The 20039-nt window shown below is 50.6% G+C and carries 11 protein-coding genes, 3 rRNA genes and 2 riboswitches; of the genes, 1 reads left to right on the top strand and 13 read right to left on the bottom strand.

Annotation, left to right across the window (positions count from 1 at the left end):
• The first annotated feature begins 13 nt into the window (after positions 1–13).
• Positions 14–919, top strand: coding sequence for an AraC family transcriptional regulator (locus tag MKZ07_RS26870; protein ID WP_036693316.1), 906 nt, complete (start codon positions 14–16; stop codon positions 917–919).
• 75 nt (positions 920–994) lie between these two features.
• Here MKZ07_RS26870 and MKZ07_RS26865 read toward each other — a convergent pair whose 3' ends face one another.
• The 13 genes from MKZ07_RS26865 to MKZ07_RS26805 form a co-directional block, all read right to left on the bottom strand.
• Positions 995–2131: a DUF4179 domain-containing protein gene (locus MKZ07_RS26865; protein ID WP_036693317.1), complete on the bottom strand. Its 1137-nt coding sequence runs from the start codon at positions 2129–2131 to the stop codon at positions 995–997.
• Positions 2106–2708, bottom strand: a complete 603-nt coding sequence (locus tag MKZ07_RS26860; RefSeq protein WP_051493311.1) for an RNA polymerase sigma factor — start codon at positions 2706–2708, stop codon at positions 2106–2108. Before MKZ07_RS26860 ends, MKZ07_RS26865 begins: the two co-directional genes overlap by 26 nt.
• A 142-nt stretch (positions 2709–2850) precedes the next feature.
• Positions 2851–3597, bottom strand: coding sequence for an acyl-[acyl-carrier-protein] thioesterase (locus MKZ07_RS26855; RefSeq protein WP_036693321.1), 747 nt, complete (start codon positions 3595–3597; stop codon positions 2851–2853).
• A 228-nt stretch (positions 3598–3825) separates the two neighbouring features.
• Positions 3826–3942: ribosomal RNA gene (rrf, locus tag MKZ07_RS26850) — 5S ribosomal RNA — on the bottom strand.
• A 127-nt stretch (positions 3943–4069) separates the two neighbouring features.
• Positions 4070–6998, bottom strand: a 23S ribosomal RNA gene (locus tag MKZ07_RS26845).
• 266 nt (positions 6999–7264) lie between these two features.
• Positions 7265–8825 (bottom strand): 16S ribosomal RNA (locus MKZ07_RS26840).
• The 16S, 23S and 5S rRNA genes sit together here, the layout of an rRNA operon.
• Positions 8826–9190: 365 nt before the next feature.
• Positions 9191–10000, bottom strand: a complete 810-nt coding sequence (locus MKZ07_RS26835; RefSeq protein ID WP_036696894.1) for a transglutaminase-like domain-containing protein — start codon at positions 9998–10000, stop codon at positions 9191–9193.
• A gap of 13 nt (positions 10001–10013) precedes the next feature.
• Positions 10014–10095: riboswitch (cyclic di-GMP riboswitch) on the bottom strand.
• A gap of 73 nt (positions 10096–10168) precedes the next feature.
• Positions 10169–10250: riboswitch (cyclic di-GMP riboswitch) on the bottom strand.
• 126 nt (positions 10251–10376) lie between these two features.
• Positions 10377–11030 (bottom strand): class D sortase, encoded by a 654-nt coding sequence (locus MKZ07_RS26830; protein WP_036696896.1) that lies wholly within the window; start codon positions 11028–11030, stop codon positions 10377–10379.
• A 66-nt stretch (positions 11031–11096) separates the two neighbouring features.
• Complete coding sequence (locus MKZ07_RS26825) at positions 11097–11501, bottom strand: GtrA family protein (RefSeq protein WP_036696898.1); 405 nt, start codon at positions 11499–11501, stop codon at positions 11097–11099.
• A complete protein-coding gene (locus tag MKZ07_RS26820; protein ID WP_036696899.1) occupies positions 11491–12468 on the bottom strand; it encodes a glycosyltransferase family 2 protein in 978 nt (325 codons plus the stop codon). Before MKZ07_RS26820 ends, MKZ07_RS26825 begins: the two co-directional genes overlap by 11 nt.
• Before the next feature lie 96 nt (positions 12469–12564).
• Positions 12565–16404 carry a phospholipid carrier-dependent glycosyltransferase gene (locus MKZ07_RS26815; protein ID WP_341028621.1) on the bottom strand — a complete coding sequence of 1280 codons (3840 nt, stop codon included), beginning with the start codon at positions 16402–16404 and terminating at the stop codon, positions 12565–12567.
• Entirely contained in the window at positions 16401–18401 is a 2001-nt protein-coding gene (locus MKZ07_RS26810; protein WP_341028619.1) for a hypothetical protein, read from the bottom strand. The genes MKZ07_RS26815 and MKZ07_RS26810 overlap by 4 nt, the downstream gene beginning before the upstream one ends.
• A gap of 157 nt (positions 18402–18558) precedes the next feature.
• The gene (locus MKZ07_RS26805) at positions 18559–19959 is read right to left on the bottom strand and encodes an NCS2 family permease (protein ID WP_036696901.1); all 1401 of its coding nucleotides are present in this window, start codon (positions 19957–19959) and stop codon (positions 18559–18561) included.
• Positions 19960–20039: the final 80 nt, after the last annotated feature.

Raw genomic sequence — 20039 nt, 5'->3', positions numbered from 1 at the left:
AGGAGAGGACTTCATGAAGAACAGCCAGCTCATTCTACAGGCGATTGAATATATTGAATCGAAACTGAAGCAGCCGCTGTCTGTTCTGGACCTCTCCAGAGAGACCGGCTATTCCCTGTTCCACTTTATCCGCCTGTTTCAAGGGGTTACCGGGCTCACACCGGGCGACTATATGGCAAGACGGAGGATTTCAGAGGCGGCCCGGGATATTCTGAGCAGTCCCGAGCGGACTTTTCACGAGATCTCACTGGACTATGCTTATAATGATTACGAGACCTTCACCCGGTCCTTCAAAAGACTGCTGCACACCACTCCCACCCATATCCGTCACAAGTCTAACCCGGATATCCCTCTGTTGCTCCATCCCTTACAGCCCGCTGATTTGACGCACTGGTCAGACCAGAAGGGCGCCTCTCCTGACCTGATTGAGCTTGGTGAAATCAGACTTCAGGGGCGGTTCATTACCGTTACGCAAGATCAGTCGGTCATCGGATCCGCATGGGAGCAGCTGTTCAGCAGCCTTTCTGCTATCCCGGACCGCAAGCTGCCAGAACAATATTACCAGCTAGGCTATTGGCCGGATAACTATGAGGATCAGGGAATCTCCTTTCACATTGCCTGTGAGTTGAACACCCTGGCATCTGTACGTACCGGCAATACCGTTCAGTCGAGTTGCGAACAAGTTGGCAGCAACCTGCCTATCCATACACTGCCGCCAGCACGTTATCTCAGATTTAAGCATACAGGGCCATCCGCAGAAGTCTCTGCCACCTACAAATATATCTATGGCGTTTTTCTACCGAGAACCGATTACCGCCTGAACCTCTCCTATGAATTTGAATACTACGGCAAGGACTATCTCGGACCGGAGCATCCTGATTCAGTAAGTGAAATCTACATTCCGCTAACATTGCTTTAATCGTCAAAAAGCCCGCATCTGCACAGCAGACGCGGACTAGAGCATAAATTATTTCACACCTAACTTTTCTGAAATTCAAGGAATTTGTATCGTTGTTTCAAGCTCCTTCATATAAGTTTTTACCGGTTTCCCATCGGCATCCAACAAGAGTTTCGGCTCATTATCCAGAGTCATTGTATACGGTCTGACCGTAATCGTCTTGGGTTTTTGCGGGAAGGTATTGTACAGGCTATCCACAATAGGATGCTGAACCGCCTTCATCATGGCATATCCGAGACCCTTTGGACCAATAACATTACCGGCATCATCCACAAGCTCATAGAATACCTCCGTTGGACCATATTCCCCTGTCTGCTCCGGCGATGCAGGCACCTCTCCTTCGCTGGTGACGACCAGTCTCATCGCAGCAGGCGTGATGTCCAGACTCTTTACTTTATAATGGAAGGAGTCTTTGCTTGCCCCCTGACCCGGAGTAAGATTGATGATCCCCTCCGCAAGCTTCTTCACCGTCACCTGGAACTTAAAGGGCTCGGCGATTTGGGCAACCGGCACACTGATATTTACCTTGAATTCATCTCCGAGAGCTGATGTATTCCACAATTCTCTCATTTCCAATAAAAGGGTATTGGGTTGCCCCTGTACGTCGCCTGTAGAAGAAGAACCGAAGCCCATACGCTCACCAGATTCCAGGGTAACTTCAGGCAACCCCAGCAGGCCTTTCGTCGATTGATCGAATTCATGGGTTTTATAATCAGTAATCTCCGCCAGCATCCGCTCATCCGCTACTCCAGCCCTTTCAAATCCAATAGCCAGTTGAATCCCGTCATAAAATACCTCTGTAACACTTAACGTCACTCCATCTTTGGTCACGCTCATGTTAGGTGAAGTGGTCAGCCCCTGTTCCGCCGCCAACTTCAATCCTGGGTTCTCCGTATGCTTGAATATACTGTTGAACACGGGGAGCTGACTCAAAGTATCGGCCCAGGCCGGGGAGATGAATCCTGCAGTTATCGTACCTAATCCTATCACTGCAGCTATACTTGCGGCTGCTAACGTCTTCTTAAGCAATTTGCTTCCTCCTCTGGTCTCCAAATGTTCGATCCGGTTCATAATCTGCTCATTATAGCTATCAACAGGAAACTCCACTCTTCCGACGCTGCTGCGAATATGTTCCAGCATTTGCTTCTCAGTTTGATTCTGCCATTTCTCCATGAGCACATTCTCTCCCTTCATCCGCTTTTTGCTGAATCAGTTTTTTACGGAGCCGTTCATATTTTTTGCGCAGTGCCGCCGAACTGCTTCCGGTAATCATTGAGATCTCTTCGAAGCTGTATTGTTCAATGACACGAAGGATTAATAGCCCCCGCTCTTCCGAAGTGAGGTTTTCCAAAATCCGGTCTACCGGCGGCTCCTCCGGCAACGCTTGTTGATGCGTCATCAACTGCAGCTTATAAAGGGACAGCAACCGGCTGCGGCGCTTACGCCTGCGTAGCTGGTCCAGGCAATGATGATAAGCCACCTTATATAGCCAAGCCGAAAAAGAAACCCGCTTCTCATAACGCCTAAGCTGCTGATATACCTTCACGAATATATCCTGCACAGCGTCCTCTGCTTCTTCACGGTTTCTTAGGAGATAGTAGCAATACGTGTAAATCTTTCTTTCATATTCCGTAATTATTGTTGTAAAAGCTTGCCTGTCACCTGCGTGTACCTGATGAATAGCTTCTTCAATCTTTTTGGATTCAGGTGGGCCCCCGGGGTTACCTTGCTCCAAAGAAATCACCTCCATTTTCCTTTTACACCTGTATAACGATTATCAATTGTGTATTTGTGACATATAAGGAAGTAGCAAATATGACAAAAGACAGTTCCCCTGAAATCCGAGCAACTGTCTAGATTTAACATTATGTAAGTCTCTCTCAGACATCTATCTATCTTCTAAGCTTCAGGCAAGCTTCAAAAAAGATTCGTCCCCCGCCTTGACCGCGCACATATACCCCTTCTTCAGTCAGAGAAGAACGCATAACACTAATCTCCTCACCATACTTGGCTTCCTGGGCATAGGTAATATGGAGCCCCGTAAGCTCTAACTCCTCCCACTCCTCCAGCGCCAGTGCATCACAGCATAAATCTGCATACCGCGCATTGTTAAGATGTTTGTTGTTATCCAGCCCGCTATATCTTACCTGATAACGGTAGGCCTCCTGCAAGGGAAGTTCTGGTGGAATGATTACTTTATCCGGCAGACTGCCTACGGAATCCTCTACATATGGCTCGACAACAATAGGCAAGGCTGACGGACGCAAAATCTTTCGTTTGCCGATATCCACAAGCGCCCAGATCGATCGCGCCGAAGCTAGCTCTACACCTTGGGCATCATAAATCCGGTAATCCCGCTGCCAGAGCGGTCCTTTGTTTCCTTTACTCCAGGTGTGTACATCAAGAAGCTCACTCGGGGACGGCAGACGCTGCAGATTCAGATCAAGGGTGATAACCATCCAACCCATTCCCGCCTTAAGCATACTCTCCATACTTAGCCCAAGACTGCTTACAGCCGAATCCGCAGCACGCTGCATGATATCCAGCAGAAAGGAGAGCTTGCCCCTTGACCGGTAATCCGTGTCACTTGCCTGAACCCTGAACTGCTCTGTCCACAAAAAGCTGCTGTGCTTGTCCATAACTTTCGGCTCCTTCGTCTAACTATCCCCAATTTTCCGTGCCTATCCACATTATTCTACCGGATATCCACATCATTTGGGGAGAAGTATCAAAAAAACTAAATCTATCCACATGTGTATAACTATGCTCCACTTGTAAGAATACCTGAATTCTACTCACAAGCTGTCCACACACTTCCCCGAAAATACAAAAAGACCACTGTCGAGGTATCAACAGTGGTCTTGCGTGCTTGGCAACGTCCTACTCTCCCAGGACCCTTCGGTCCAAGTACCATCGGCGCTGGAGGGCTTAACGGTCGTGTTCGGGATGGGTACGTGTGGAACCCCTCCGCTATCGCCACCAAACATGCGTCTGTGAAACAGACGCTGCCGCTAGAAATTCGGTTCATCACGAATGTGTGAATGAATTTCGTTGCGTTCAGGAACTTGATTCCTGAAAACTGAATCCGAAACAAATCTGCGTGATAGAAATTTGGATAAGCCCTCGACCGATTAGTATTGGTCAGCTCCATGCATTGCTGCACTTCCACCTCCAACCTATCTACCTCGTCGTCTTCAAGGGGTCTTACATACTGGGAAATCTCATCTTGAGGGGGGCTTCACGCTTAGATGCTTTCAGCGCTTATCCCGTCCGTACGTAGCTACTCAGCCATGCTCCTGGCGGAACAACTGATGCACCAGCGGTACGTCCATCCCGGTCCTCTCGTACTAAGGACAGCTCCTCTCAAATTTCCTGCGCCCACGACAGATAGGGACCGAACTGTCTCACGACGTTCTGAACCCAGCTCGCGTACCGCTTTAATGGGCGAACAGCCCAACCCTTGGGACCTACTTCAGCCCCAGGATGCGATGAGCCGACATCGAGGTGCCAAACCTCCCCGTCGATGTGGACTCTTGGGGGAGATAAGCCTGTTATCCCCAGGGTAGCTTTTATCCGTTGAGCGATGGCCCTTCCATGCGGTACCACCGGATCACTAAGTCCGACTTTCGTCCCTGCTCGACTTGTAGGTCTCGCAGTCAAGCTCCCTTATGCCTTTGCACTCTGCGAATGATTTCCAACCATTCTGAGGGAACCTTTGAACGCCTCCGTTACTCTTTAGGAGGCGACCGCCCCAGTCAAACTGCCCGCCTGACACGGTCCCCGTACCGGATTACGGTACTAGGTTAGAACCTAGATACGATCAGGGTGGTATCCCAACGGCGCCTCCGCAGAAGCTTGCGCTCCTGCCTCAACGGCTCCCACCTATCCTGTACAGATCGTACCCAAATTCAATATCAAGCTGCAGTAAAGCTCCATGGGGTCTTTCCGTCTTGTCGCGGGTAACCTGCATCTTCACAGGTATTAAAATTTCACCGGATCTCTCGTTGAGACAGCGCCCAAGTCGTTACGCCATTCGTGCGGGTCAGAATTTACCTGACAAGGAATTTCGCTACCTTAGGACCGTTATAGTTACGGCCGCCGTTTACTGGGGCTTCGGTTCACAGCTTCGGGTTTAACCCCTAACCACTCCCCTTAACCTTCCAGCACCGGGCAGGCGTCAGCCCGTATACTTCGCCTTACGGCTTCGCACAGACCTGTGTTTTTGCTAAACAGTCGCTTGGGCCTTTTCACTGCGGCCCCCTCGGGCTATTCACCCTACCGAGGCACCTCTTCTCCCGAAGTTACGAGGTCATTTTGCCGAGTTCCTTAACGAGAGTTCTTCCGCGCGCCTTAGAATTCTCTTCTCGCCTACCTGTGTCGGTTTGCGGTACGGGCACCTTCTCCTGACTAGAGGCTTTTCTTGGCAGTGTGAGATCATGACCTTCGCTACTATAATTTTCGCTCCCCATCACAGCCTGGCCTTAATAGTGTGCGGATTTGCCTACACACCAGCCTCACTGCTTAGACGGACATCCATCAGTCCGCGTCACTACCCTCCTGCGTCACCCCATCGCTCATAGCGGATTACGGTGGTACAGTAATTTCAAACTGTTGTCCTTCGACTACGCCTTTCGGCCTCGCCTTAGGTCCCGACTTACCCTGAGCGGACGAGCCTTCCTCAGGAAACCTTGGGCTTTCGGCGGATCAGATTCTCACTGATCTTTTCGTTACTCATACCGGCATTCTCACTTGTATGCTGTCCAGCGCTCCTTACGGTACACCTTCAACCCACATACAACGCTCCCCTACCCCAGATGCAAAGCATCTAGCCATAGCTTCGGTGGTGTGTTTAGCCCCGTTACATTTTCGGCGCAGAGTCACTCGACCAGTGAGCTATTACGCACTCTTTCAATGGTGGCTGCTTCTAAGCCAACATCCTGGTTGTCTGTGCAACTCCACATCCTTTCCCACTTAACACACACTTGGGGACCTTAGCTGATGGTCTGGGCTGTTTCCCTTTTGACAATGGATCTTAGCACTCACTGTCTGACTCCCGGCAAGAAGTTAATGGCATTCGGAGTTTGACTGAGCTTGGTAACCCTTGCGGGCCCCGCACCCAATCAGTGCTCTACCTCCACCACTCCATTCACCGAGGCTAGCCCTAAAGCTATTTCGGGGAGAACCAGCTATCTCCGAGTTCGATTGGAATTTCTCCGCTACCCCCACCTCATCCCCGCATTTTTCAACATGCGTGGGTTCGGGCCTCCAGTGCGTGTTACCGCACCTTCACCCTGGACAGGGGTAGATCACACGGTTTCGGGTCTACGTCCACATACTCAGTCGCCCTATTCAGACTCGCTTTCGCTGCGGCTCCGGCTTCTCACCTTAACCTTGCATGTTAAACGTAACTCGCCGGTTCATTCTACAAAAGGCACGCCATCACCCATAGAGAGGGCTCTGACTTTTTGTAAGCACACGGTTTCAGGTTCTATTTCACTCCCCTTCCGGGGTGCTTTTCACCTTTCCCTCACGGTACTGTTTCACTATCGGTCGCCAGGTAGTATTTAGCCTTAGCAGATGGTCCTGCTGGATTCATACGGGGTTTCACGTGCCCCGCACTACTCGGGATCCGTCTCGGAGAGAACACAGTTTAGGCTACAGGGCTTTTACCTCTATCGCGGGCCTTTCCAGACCTCTTCGCCTACCATATTCCTTTGTAACTCCATGTGAGACGTCCCACAACCCCAAGAGGCAAGCCCCTTGGTTTAGGCTGTTCCGCGTTCGCTCGCCGCTACTGACGGAATCACTATTGTTTTCTCTTCCTCAGGGTACTTAGATGTTTCAGTTCCCCTGGTCTGCCTCTGCGTATCCTATGTATTCAGATACGAGTAACTGCGAATTACCACAGCTGGGTTTCCCCATTCGGACACCCCCGGATCAAAGCTTGCTTACAGCTCCCCGAGGCAGTTTCGTTGTTCGCCACGTCCTTCGTCGGCTCCTGGCGCCTAGGCATCCTCCGTGTGCTCTTAGTAGCTTAACCAACGTTCCGGTGTTTTGCTTGTTTGCACAATCAAAAACCTTCACTTTGTAGCAACTAATAACTATTTCAACTTGCTTACACAAGTTTCAGCTAAAAGATGTTCTAAAACGCAAATTCGTTTCGGTATCCAGTTTTCAAGGATCAAGGTAAAGATGAGAGCTTAAACTCTCAAAACTGACCAACGAGTGAGTAACAGGCCTAAACCTGATTGGTGGAAGCAAGCTTCCGATTTGAATGTCTTCATTGCAGAAGACGATTCTCCATAGAAAGGAGGTGATCCAGCCGCACCTTCCGATACGGCTACCTTGTTACGACTTCACCCCAATCATCTACCCCACCTTCGGCGGCTGGCTCCCTTGCGGGTTACCCCACCGACTTCGGGTGTTGTAAACTCTCGTGGTGTGACGGGCGGTGTGTACAAGACCCGGGAACGTATTCACCGCGGCATGCTGATCCGCGATTACTAGCAATTCCGACTTCATGCAGGCGAGTTGCAGCCTGCAATCCGAACTGAGACCGGCTTTGCTGGGATTGGCTCCACCTCGCGGCTTCGCTTCCCGTTGTACCGGCCATTGTAGTACGTGTGTAGCCCAGGTCATAAGGGGCATGATGATTTGACGTCATCCCCACCTTCCTCCGGTTTGTCACCGGCAGTCACTCTAGAGTGCCCAGCTTAACCTGCTGGCAACTAAAGTCAAGGGTTGCGCTCGTTGCGGGACTTAACCCAACATCTCACGACACGAGCTGACGACAACCATGCACCACCTGTCTCAACTTTCCCCGAAGGGCACCTGATGCATCTCTGCTTCGTTAGTTGGATGTCAAGACCTGGTAAGGTTCTTCGCGTTGCTTCGAATTAAACCACATACTCCACTGCTTGTGCGGGTCCCCGTCAATTCCTTTGAGTTTCAGTCTTGCGACCGTACTCCCCAGGCGGAGTGCTTACTGTGTTAACTTCGGCACCAAGGGTATCGAAACCCCTAACACCTAGCACTCATCGTTTACGGCGTGGACTACCAGGGTATCTAATCCTGTTTGCTCCCCACGCTTTCGCGCCTCAGCGTCAGTTACAGCCCAGAAAGTCGCCTTCGCCACTGGTGTTCCTCCACATATCTACGCATTTCACCGCTACACGTGGAATTCCACTTTCCTCTTCTGTACTCAAGTCACCCAGTTTCCAGTGCGACCTCAGGTTGAGCCCAAGGTTTAAACACCAGACTTAAATAACCGCCTGCGCGCGCTTTACGCCCAATAATTCCGGACAACGCTTGCCCCCTACGTATTACCGCGGCTGCTGGCACGTAGTTAGCCGGGGCTTTCTTCTCAGGTACCGTCACTCCGGCAGCAGTTACTCTACCGGACGTTCTTCCCTGGCAACAGAGCTTTACGATCCGAAAACCTTCATCACTCACGCGGCGTTGCTCCGTCAGGCTTGCGCCCATTGCGGAAGATTCCCTACTGCTGCCTCCCGTAGGAGTCTGGGCCGTGTCTCAGTCCCAGTGTGGCCGTTCACCCTCTCAGGTCGGCTACGCATCGTCGCCTTGGTGGGCCATTACCCCACCAACTAGCTAATGCGCCGCAGGCCCATCCCCAAGCAGCAGATTGCTCCGCCTTTCATTCTCTCCTCAGGAGAAAAAAGAAATTATCCGGTATTAGCTACCGTTTCCGGTAGTTATCCCAGGCTTGAGGGCAGGTTGCCTACGTGTTACTCACCCGTCCGCCGCTAAGTCTGAAAGGAAGCAAGCTTCCTTTCAGACTCCGCTCGACTTGCATGTATTAGGCACGCCGCCAGCGTTCGTCCTGAGCCAGGATCAAACTCTCCAAATTGGTATTTAGAAAGAGCGATTGCTCATTTTGAAACATCTGACGAGAATTTACATTCTCTAATTTGGATCTCACCGAAGTGATCTCCGATACTCACTCGTTGTTCAGTTTTCAAAGATCAAGCTCGTTATCAGCGCCGCTTACCGCGTCACCAGCAACTCTTATAATATATCACGTTCATCCGAGCAATGCAAGCTTTATTTTTGAAATTACTTATTTAAGTAATTCTCATTTCCTTTGCCGCTCCAACAACGCTTACTTATAATAACCTATCCTTCTATTAAAAAGCAACCTTTATATAAATAAAAATAACCCGCTTAATGATTAAGCGGGTTATTCTCAGGTAATGCTATAGTTCACAGCTATTCTTAGTAGAATTTCGCTGCAGTGTATTTGCTTGCTGCTTTGACCAGTTCTGTTGATACTGTGTTCTTGCCCAGACCTGCATCTACTGTAGTATCAATCGTTACCCATTTGCCATTTAGGAACACTTCGTTCCAGGCATGGTATGAAGTTACATAGCTTGTATTTCCCATAACCAATTTGGTTGGAATACCTTCACTGCGGAGCATAGTAGCGAACAAGGATGCGTAATCGTAGCAGATCCCTTTGTTGGTAGCCAGCGTGTTATCGTTGTTCGGAATATAATCTGTGCTTACGCTGTTAGCCAGAGAGTAGTCATATTTCACGTTAGCTACGATGTAATTGTAGATAGCCTTAACTTTGTCTGCATCTGTGGTCAGACCCTTTGTAAGCTGGGCTGCCTTTTGAACGGATTTATCGGAAGAACTCCACTTAACATTCTGTACAGAGCTCAAATATACGGCATTCACATTGCTCATTGAAAGAGAGACAGTCTCGGAAGATAGCACTTTGTATTTGTTGCCCGTAGTATTCTCAAGAACGGATACCTTGTAAGAGCCGTTTCCTTGTTGCAGCGGGAACGTCTCGTTCGGCTTGGAGGTGTATAAGTTGTAAGTATAGCTGTTATTGTCCTTGGTAATCATGAGCTTCATCTTCTTGTCCTTAGGAACATCGTACGAAACCCCGATAACCCCTTGATCAAGTTGTCCAACATTTAACCAGCTTGAATCTGCATTAGCAGCTTGAGCAGTGCCTGTCTGCACGGAAGTGACGATTACAAAAAGTGTAATTAGCATTAAATAAAACTTTTTCATGGATAAAACCCCTTTCGGTAGCTGGCTGCCATCCATGACGGGAAGGCCCTTTAGCTTTGCGTCCCTACCTTTCGATAGGTTTGCCGTTATCGTATAAGCTTTATCTGTCCAATCTACTACCACATAATGACAGATTCTGAATTAAAACAAACAAAAAAAGCCTCTTCATTCGGTAGCTGGCTGCCATCCATGACGGGAAGGCCCTCTAGCTTTGCGTCCCTACCTTTCGATAGGTTTGCCGTTATCGTGCATTAGCTTTTGATAGTTCTATTTTACCATACACATCTCTATTAGCAAGACCCAAATTGCTAGATTCCACCACAAATATACTAAAATTTTATGTTTTTTCGACCTTTATCGCCTTGTTCTGATAGATTCAGGTGAGCTTCGCATGAATGATGAGTCTGTGGGTCGGGTTGACAAGCGGATCACAGGTAATGAGGGTCAGAATCTTATCATTATCATTTCCCTTCAGTACCGAAATATCGGTAGGCTCTACAATAGATACATCATATACAACATACTTGTATTCCTGGCCGCTTGTAATAACAGTAATGGTGTCCCCATTACCGACCTCATCTAGTCTGTTGAACAGCCGCCCTGCCGTTCTTGAGCGGTGTGCCGCAATTGCTGCATTGCCTACCGCGCCAATCGGAGCTGTCTCCTTCATATGCGCCGCAGCATGCTTCATATTGGTCTTGGTGGCGCCCTCCAGAACAGGCAGCTTCAGATCGATTTTGTCGATTTCAATAATGGCAGTGATCTTCCCTCCAACTTCAATCTCGGGCGCTGCAGTGGGCACCGGCTCTTCCGCACCAGACTCTTCCGCGAGCAGCTGGGTGACTTCCGCATAAGGCTTGCTCAGATCCTGGCTGGCAGGAGCCGTAGCCGAAGGAACGATTTCACTATAAGCCTGTTCGGCCTCTTCCAGCAGCTTCTGCTGTTGACGGTCCTCGTACCATTCGCTTCCTTTGGGGTAGAGCATAATCAGGACCCCGGCAAGTATAATCAAATAGGATAACTTCCGCATGACAATCGCCTCCGCAATATAGAATAACTGCAGCCCCGCAGGATACGGGGAATATATACTGTCTCTTTAGAATACCCATTTCCGGCTTCCAAAGAAATTAATGATCACTGTTATGAAGGTAACCAGCACCTTGGCCAGTAGCACCTGTATCCCCAGCCGGTCAGTCAGAAGATGAATCAGCAGCACCGAAATGCCCAGTACCAGCAGATTCAGCACAATAAATCTCACCAGCTGCATCCGGTCAAAGCCGCCATTCCCGCCTCTGTCCCTTCCCTTAAAGGTCACCTTCTTATTCCAGAAAAAGCTGTTGGCCGTCCCGGCGCTGTAGGAAATAATCTGTGCGGGGGTGTTAAGCATCCCCAGGGAATGCAGCAGGGTAAATACCGCAAAATCTATGAATGTATTAAGCAGGCCCACCGCATTAAATTTCAGAAACTGGATCATGCCTGCGCGCCAAGCCTTATCTTGCATAATCGCTTTCCTTCCGGGTGTCTTCAGCCTCTGTCTCCGGGTAGCCTCTGGTCTCGCTTACGATATAGAGTGGTCTATCCTTCGATTCGTCATAGATCCGTCCGATGTATTCCCCAATGACGCCCAGCAGCATCAGCACAATGCCGTTAAACAGCAGGTTAACTCCCACAATGGATGCCCAGCCCGGCACGGTCCAGGAGGTGAAAACCTTCTGGAATAAAACCAGGAACAGGTAAATGAAGCTGGAGAAGGACAGGAAGAAGCCGACATAGGAGGCGATTTTGAGCGGCTTATGCGAGAAGGAGGTGATTCCGTCGAGCGCAAAGCGGATCATTTTTTTGAGCGGATATTTTGTCTCCCCGGCGAAGCGTTCCTCCCGCACATATTCCACCATGGTCTGCCGGAAGCCAACCCAGCTCACCAGCCCCCGCACATAACGGTTCTTCTCCTTCAGGCCGCGCAGCACATCGCAGACCTTACGGTCGATCAGCCGGAAGTCCCCGGTATCTGTGGGAATCTCCACACTGGTCATGCTGCTGAGCAGACGGTAAAAGATTTTGGCTGTCACCTTCTTGAAGAAGGTCTCTCCGTGGCGCTTCAGCCGCTTGGCATAGACTACCTCATAGCCTTCCTTCCACTTGGCGATCATCTGCAGGATGACCTCCGGCGGGTCCTGGAGATCTGCGTCAATCACCACAACAGCCTGACCTTCAGCATAATCCATGCCCGCTGTAATCGCCACCTGGTGGCCGAAGTTACGGGAGAAGTCAATCAGCTTGACATGCTCATCCGCATTACTGATTCCGCGTATAATCTCAGCCGTACGGTCCCGGCTGCCGTCATTGACGAACACGAGCTCATAGGTATCCCCGCACTCATCCATTACTTTTTTGAGCCGCTCGTAGGTTACCTGAATGACTTCCTCCTCATTATACATGGGGACAATTACACTATATCTGGCCTTCACAAGGGTTCCTCCTAAATTTATTGTAAGCCACAGCTTCCTTGATGCACCTCATCAACATCAGCTTTGAACAAATATACGGCTCTTACAGCTCCCCTCCTAGAATACCCAGGAAGGGAACCAGCGAAGTACTTGAATGATATAACTGCTGTTCACCTGCATGCCGGACAATACCGGATAGAACATTACAAACAGGATGGCTGCGGCCGCAACATAGGCGTACCGCAGGTATCTGGCACCCTGGAACCTGCTGTCAAGCAGCTTCAGGATGTACACAATGGATAGAATCATAAACGGCACCATCGCAAAGTAATGGTACAGGAACGTCTCACGCGGCACAAGCATCCAGGGAACATATTGTGAGAAGAAGCCGATCCAGATCATGTACAGGTTCTTGTCCCGGCGCTTCACAGTGAACCATACGGCAGCCAGCATCGCGAAGATTCCTGTCCACCAGATCAGCGGATTGCCCATCGTTACTATGCTGCTCGTCTTGCCTGCGGGTAAGCCTTCGCCGCCGCTGAAGAACCACACAGGACGCTTCATGAACGGCCACTCCCACCAGGAGGAGGCGAACGGATGTGTTGCTACAAGCTGGCTGTGATAGTTGTACATATTCTTCTGGGCATCAATCAGCCCCTTAACGGTGAAGCCCTCTGCCGACGCAGACAGTGAAGGAATGAAGGACAAACTATATACGATCCCTGGAATGACAATGAAGAATCCTATACAGCTAGCCAAGGTGATCACTGTATTCTTCCAGAAGGACTGATCTGCAGTCCTGCAGGCGGCTTTGAGCTCCTGCCCGCTCAGCTTGCCTTCAGACAATAGACGTCCGGCAGCCTTGTATTCTCTGTAGCGTTCAAAGAGTACCAGCGCAAGCATAATAGCAAGTCCCGCGCCACCGTAAATCACGATCCACTTCGAAGCAACCCCGATGCCGAAGAACAGGCCGGACCAGAACAGCGGAACCAGTGTGGTCCGCAGCGGAACACGGTAGAAATTCATCGTGAAATACCGCTGCATGAAATAGAACATCAGCATAATGAAGAATACACCATATACATCGATGGTCGAAATCCGCGTCTGGGTGAAATGCATGAAGTCCAGTGCGAACAATCCTGTTGCCAGTGCAGCATAGGTAGTCTTACGGAACAACCGCATAGCCATAATATAGATCAGCGGCAGCATCGCAATCCCGAACATGGTGCCTATGATCCGCCACCCGAACGGATTGACGCCGAACAGCTCCATTCCTACCCCGATCAGCAGCTTGCCAAGCGGCGGGTGCGTGTTCTCATAAGGCACAATATTATGATAATGCTCATAAGCCGTGCGGGCATGATAGATCTCATCAAAATACGTACTGTTCATGAAATTAGAGTTCTCCGGTATGACGGACTGCTCGTCGAACAGATTGGCCGGCGTTCCTCTTTTGGCTGCTGCTCCCGAATCAGGTGTTACGCTTGCTATGGTCAGAGGAACCTTCGGTGCCCCCTGCTCATAGAAGGCCATCTCATTGAGGGTGAAGCCTGGAGACGTAACCGAGAGCTTGACATATCTTGCGGATACGTTAAGCGGCTGGCTTTTCCAGATGAAGACATTGCCGACATCCTCGCTTACCTCAAGCGGACTACTCCAATTATCAGGGGTCTGGCTGAATTCCAGCTGAAACTTCCCTGTTCCGACACCGCCGAACACATTGACCCGCTCCAACTGACGGGCCTGCCCCAGATCCACATAGAAGCTATCGCCGCTGGCCGCCGGCTCCCACAGAGTCTCTGGCGCCTTGTTATCACCCAGATGATAGAGGGCCAGCGCCCCGTATAGCACGGTGATACCGAGCATCCAGATCCAGTCTCTGCGCTTCAGCTTCAGCGGAGAACGCCGCTCAGCAGGGGCAAGCGGCTTGATGCCTTCTGCAAGCAGCAGATCTGCTGCATAGGACTCCTTGGGAGTAACCGGTTCAGGCAAAAACTTCGCAGTTCGGCGGATATATACATCGTATCCAATATAGAGCAGATATATCGCAAGAATGATAGTGGTAATAGCTGTAACCAGAACAATACCGTCGGCCGGTGGATTTCCGCCGGTATTCAGGTACGCCAGTGTATAACCAACATTGATGTACTGGGTCAGGGAGAACCCGAGAAACAGGGTAAGGAACCGCCGGTCCCGGCTCTCCATGAAGGCGAATAAGGACAGGATCAATACCGGATACAAGTAACGCTCATGCATCTTGGTACCGAATACGAAGACAATCGTGATCAGCACCATAGCGATGAAGTAGGACTTGGAGAGATCCTTACGGTCCTTAGTATTGAAAGAATAATATGCAGCAAGTGCAACTGCCACCAGGATGAAAATAAAGCCCCATATACGGTAAGGAATGCCGAGCCAGGTCACATCCAGCGCCGACCACATCGGGTCAGTCAAGGCATACAGATTGAACGCATTCACTGTGGAATACGGATAGGAGGACAGTGTACTTTTGTAGAGGTTAATCAAGCCCGCAAAACCGCCGTTATTCCAGAAAAACGGGGCTGCGAGGACAAGAAAGATCCCCAGTCCGTATAGGGCGCCCAGCGCAAGCTGCTTCCAGGCCCGGTGATGATAGAAGGCTAACAGCAGCACAGGTGTGAAAATCAGCGCCTGCGGCTTAATCAATGTAGCGACGGCAAAGAAGATCGCTGCACGTACAAAGCGCTTATCGACAACCCCAATTATACTGAGCAGCAGGAAGATGAGGAAAAACGAATCCGCCTGTCCCCAGGCTGCCGAATCCATCAGCACAGCCGGATTGAACAGGAACAGCATCATCAGCCCCATAGCCAGCCCGGAGCCGAGCCTGGTTCGCGCGCTCTTATAAATAATCCAGCCAAGCACCAGATCAGAGAGAATCGCAGGCAGCTTGAAGAGAACCGTCTCAGCACCTGATCCGCCCGCAAAGTTAAATAATCCGCGCAGCAGGCTAAGCAGGTACAGCACATACAAGTAACCTGGCGGGTAATCGGCGAAATACCCTTCCTCATAGAACTTGCCCGGTCCAAGGTCGGTCATGCGCTGGCCCCAGGCCATGAAGGTATTCATATCATTCTTGTAGCCCTGCGCCGTAAGGCCGATCCAGATCCGCAGGATGAACGCTACGCCAAACAAAACATACAGCCAGCGGGTATAGATTACATCCTCCTGTCTCAGCAGACGCTCGCTGCGGAAGGCTCTTGTGTATAGGAACGCAAAGAACAGGCAGAATACACCGGAAAGCAGCAGCAGCTTGGCCGGCGATACTTTATGCGGCACTTCCTCCGGCTTGCTTCCGCTATCCGCATCTGCCGGGGGAGCCTGGGTTCCGCTGTCCAGTGAGATTATATTCGCTCCCTCCGGCACTGTATCCAGCTTCTCTACGGACAGATCATCGAAATAGGCCTTGCCCTGAACCAGATTAGCATAGCCGCCGAGCGCAGCGCCGATTCCGATCTCGGTCTGCTCCTTGCCGGTCTGGCCGATGAACACCAGACGCTGCCATTCGCCGCCGGTATCGCTGGTAGCGGGATAACCGCCCCCAATGCCTACCGGGAAGATGTTGGCCCCGATTCCTCCGCCTACGGTGCTGGCTATTTTGACATATCCAGAGATTCTGTAGTAGCTATCCGGCACAACGGTAACGGTCTGCACCCACTTCAGGTGATTGGGCTCCAGATTCTCGATCACCGCCGCTTTGCTGCCGGAATGAACCTCTTCGGACTGAACGGATATGGAGCCTGCCGCATCTCCGGCAATCCACATGTCCTTGCTCCAGCCTGCTGGTGCCCCCTCTTCCCCTTCTTCAAAGCCCGGGTTCTGCAATAAATTCCCTTCGGCATAAATGCTTGTTGCAGGAAGAATAAATAAGAAGAGCATTAATATAACGGTTGCCGCTGCACGTACATTTTTGGTCATCGTTCTACCCTCACCTCGTCAATGTTAATCCAGCCATTACCGCCGGTTATGTATACTTCCGCCTGTATCCCCTGCTCCAGAGTGACCGCAGGAAGTGTGACCTGTTGATAGGCTTCCGCCGCAGGCAGCTCTGTCTCTGCAAGCACCTTACCGGCCGCCCGAATGCCGATCTTCCCGCCGCTGCCGCCGCTACTAGCCATAACGGTCAGTCTGTACTCACCGGCTGTTGCGGTAAAACTCTGGGAAACGATGGTCTCCGCTCCGGGATCAAGATATGCCAGCTTACTCCCGGCGAAGGGGTTATTGCCAGCCACTCCCGTTCCCGCAGAGAAGGACCAGCCCGTTGTCCCTTCCTCAAATCCGCCGTTCACAAATTCACCTATAGCAGTCTTGGGTGTGTCTTGAGACCCGCCATTCTGTTCACTGGTGAGCAGTACGCTGTAGTTGGCAAAGCGCTTCACTCTAGATCCGGCACTTGCCGCAGGCGGCGCAGCAGTATTCGCATAGATATATGCGGCATTCGCAGGCACCCTGTTCAAATCATCAAACCTGTATCTTCCAAAGGAAGAAACTCGCTGAAAGGCTTCTCCCGGATTGGCATACTGAACGGACTTCAGGAAATCATGCGGATTGATCTGCTCATAGAACAGTACATAAATATAAGGCATATTCACCTGATTCGTAAGATAGACTTCACCGGTGCTATGTTCCGAAGCATACTCGACAGCCTCCCCCAAGGATTCATAGAAGGCTGGACCGATTTGCACAGGGAAATCGCGGAAATACGCATTGGAGAATAAAATAAACATCACGGCGAATCCGGCCGCAGCCAGGATGGCTACGCCTTTGGCTCTGCCTGCCAGCCAGACGCATCCGGTGCTTACCAGCATAATGAATGGATAAAAAATAATATTAATCCGGTTAATATTCACAGTTGTAATCAGCGCCATAAGTACCGCCACCAGGAGCCAGAGCAGCAGGACTCCCCTACCAGCGCCCTCCCTCTCCCGCCGGCTTGTCCACCAGGAATGCAGGAGAACGACCAGGCCGAGCAGTGCAAAAGGCAACGCCAGCGGGTACGCATATCCGTAAGGAGAGATGGAGTTCCAGGCCAAGCCGTCGCTCCCGCTCCACATCAGCTTGCTGAAGGCACTAAGGTTATCCGTAGCAGCCTGCCACAGCCTTCCGCTGAATACGGATGAAATCTCCTCCACGCGCGGCGTCGTAAGCTTCGGAATCGTGAATAGCGGAGTAGCTATATCCTGCATGGCGTAGCGGTTAATGATAATAAATAGTAATATAGGCAGCGCCAGTGCCGCAAACCATACAAAATTCCAGGCCAAGGCACGGGGTCGCAGGACCTTGCTATATAATAGAAGAATTGCCGTACCGAGCGCAAATAACGGGACGAAAAAGTAGGCTGTTCCATAGGCGTACAGCGAGAGGGCCAGCATGCCGGTAAAGGCGTACAGCCATCTTGGATTCGTAAAGGAGCGTAGCAGAAAGTATACGGCTATCAAAATCATCGTAGGAAACAGATTCGATTCCAGCGCCCACCTGGACATCATAATATGCCACGGATTAATGGCGATAAAGAACATGGCAGCGGTCCCGGCCCCAGGCGAGGCTGACAGTCTTTTCATAATGAGATAGAAAAACAGCATGCCCAGTAGTCCCATGATTAGGCTAAGAGCCCTTACAGACAACGGCGTTAGTCCGAACAACAGAATGAACGGCATGGACAAGTAGGCATAGAGCGCATTCTGCCCGCTGCCCCAGGCGATTAGATGAATCGGCAGATGAACACCATTCCGGTCCATCCCGTAATGCAGAATGGAGTAGGCATCATAGCCGATAGAGGCTTCGTCCTGATTCAGTCCTGGTGGAATAGAAGTTATGTATAGAATACGGACCATTGCCCCAAGCAGGAACAGCAGCACCGGCCAGGGCTGGCTACGGAGGGACTTGTACACTCGATTGAATACACCGGACACCATTTATCACCTCTTCAACAATATAATCTAAATATTGGTTGATGAAAAGGGTAAAACCCAGCTTCTCTCCGGCGGCTTCCCCCTTTCAAGAGCAAAAAGAAAACGGCCTCTTCATATAATGAAGAGACCGCAGAATGGAAGTCAGAATCCGTGGAGCTTATTAGCCTTGGCTGCCGATCAGAACATAACGCAGAATAATCAGAATCGCCAGAACCCACATCATCCAGTGGATATCGTATTTCTTCTTGCCGGCGATATTCGCTACACAAGCCAGAATAACATAAGTAACAATCCCGAATGAGATCCCGTTAGCAATGTTATACGTAAACGGCATGATTACAAAGGTCAGGAAGGCCGGAATTGCCAGCACCATGTCCTGGAAGTCAATCTCACGGATCGATTGAGCCATGAGTACACCGACAATAATCAGCGCTGCCGCTGTGGCCGGACCAGGGATCAGAGCGACTACCGGAGCCAGGAACAAGGCAAGCAGGAAGCAGATCCCTGTAGTTACTGCAGTCAGACCCGTACGTCCGCCTTCAGCTACACCGGCTGCACTCTCGACATAAGCGGTAGTGGTGGAAGTCCCCAGCATCGCACCGCCCGCAACAGCTACTGCATCTACGAACATAGCATTGCCGACACGCTTTTTGCCCTCTTCAGGGTTCTTCATGATTCCGGCACGTTCAGCAGTACCTACCAGCGTACCGAAGGTATCGAACAGTTCCACGAAGGTAAAGGTGGCAATCGCCGATACGATGCCGGTGTGCATAATGCCTTCCCAGTCGAATTCCCAGAAGTTAAGCTGTGTGAAGTCAGGAATCCAATGTGCTTGCGATTCATTAATTGTACTGAAATCTACAGCACCCATCAGGATAGCAGCGACGGTAGTACCGAGAATTCCGAACAGGATGGCGCCGCGAACGCGCAGTACCATTAAGATGGAGATCAGAAGCAGGCCGATAATGACGAGTTGAACATTCGTATCTTCTAGACTGCCCATATGAATTACCGTTTCAAAAGACAGTACATCTGTAAATTTGTTAGCAGCGATGTCTTTACCGGCTTCCACACCAATGGTCATCAGTCCGCTGTTCTTCAGGCCGATAATGGTGATGAACATCCCGATACCGACAGTGATCGCATGCTTCAGGCTGTCAGGAATGGCAGTGAGCAGAATTTGCCGGACCCGGGTAATGGTCAGGATGATGAAGATAATCCCGGAAATAAATACAGCGGTAAGACCCATTTGCCAGGTGAACTCATGTTCAGTGGTGGCAGAGGATAAGACTACGGAAGCGAAATATGCGTTAAGGCCCATACCAGGTGCCAGAGCGACCGGGAAGTTAATGAATAATCCCATAGCAATGGTGAAGATACCTGCTGCCAGCGCTGTAGCTAGGAAGACAGAATACCAGCCCATATCAATGCGGCCGAAGGCAGTCAGGGTGTTTGGATTAACCGACAGAATATAAGCCATTGCCATAAACGTGGTTATACCGGCCATGATCTCTGTACGTACTGTGGTGCCGTTCTCTTTCAGTTTGAAAAAGCGGTTCAAATGGTTCTCCCCCTAAGGTTGTATGTTGTGCCAATACAGCAACACAGGAAGCCGGCATCTGGGAAGACACCGGCCCGAAA

Source organism: Paenibacillus sp. FSL P4-0338 (assembly GCF_038002365.1).
Taxonomy (GTDB): Bacteria; Bacillota; Bacilli; order Paenibacillales; family Paenibacillaceae; genus Paenibacillus_AQ.
The sequence above is the reverse complement of the archived record's forward strand: the minus strand, read 5'-3'. Positions and strand labels throughout refer to the sequence as shown.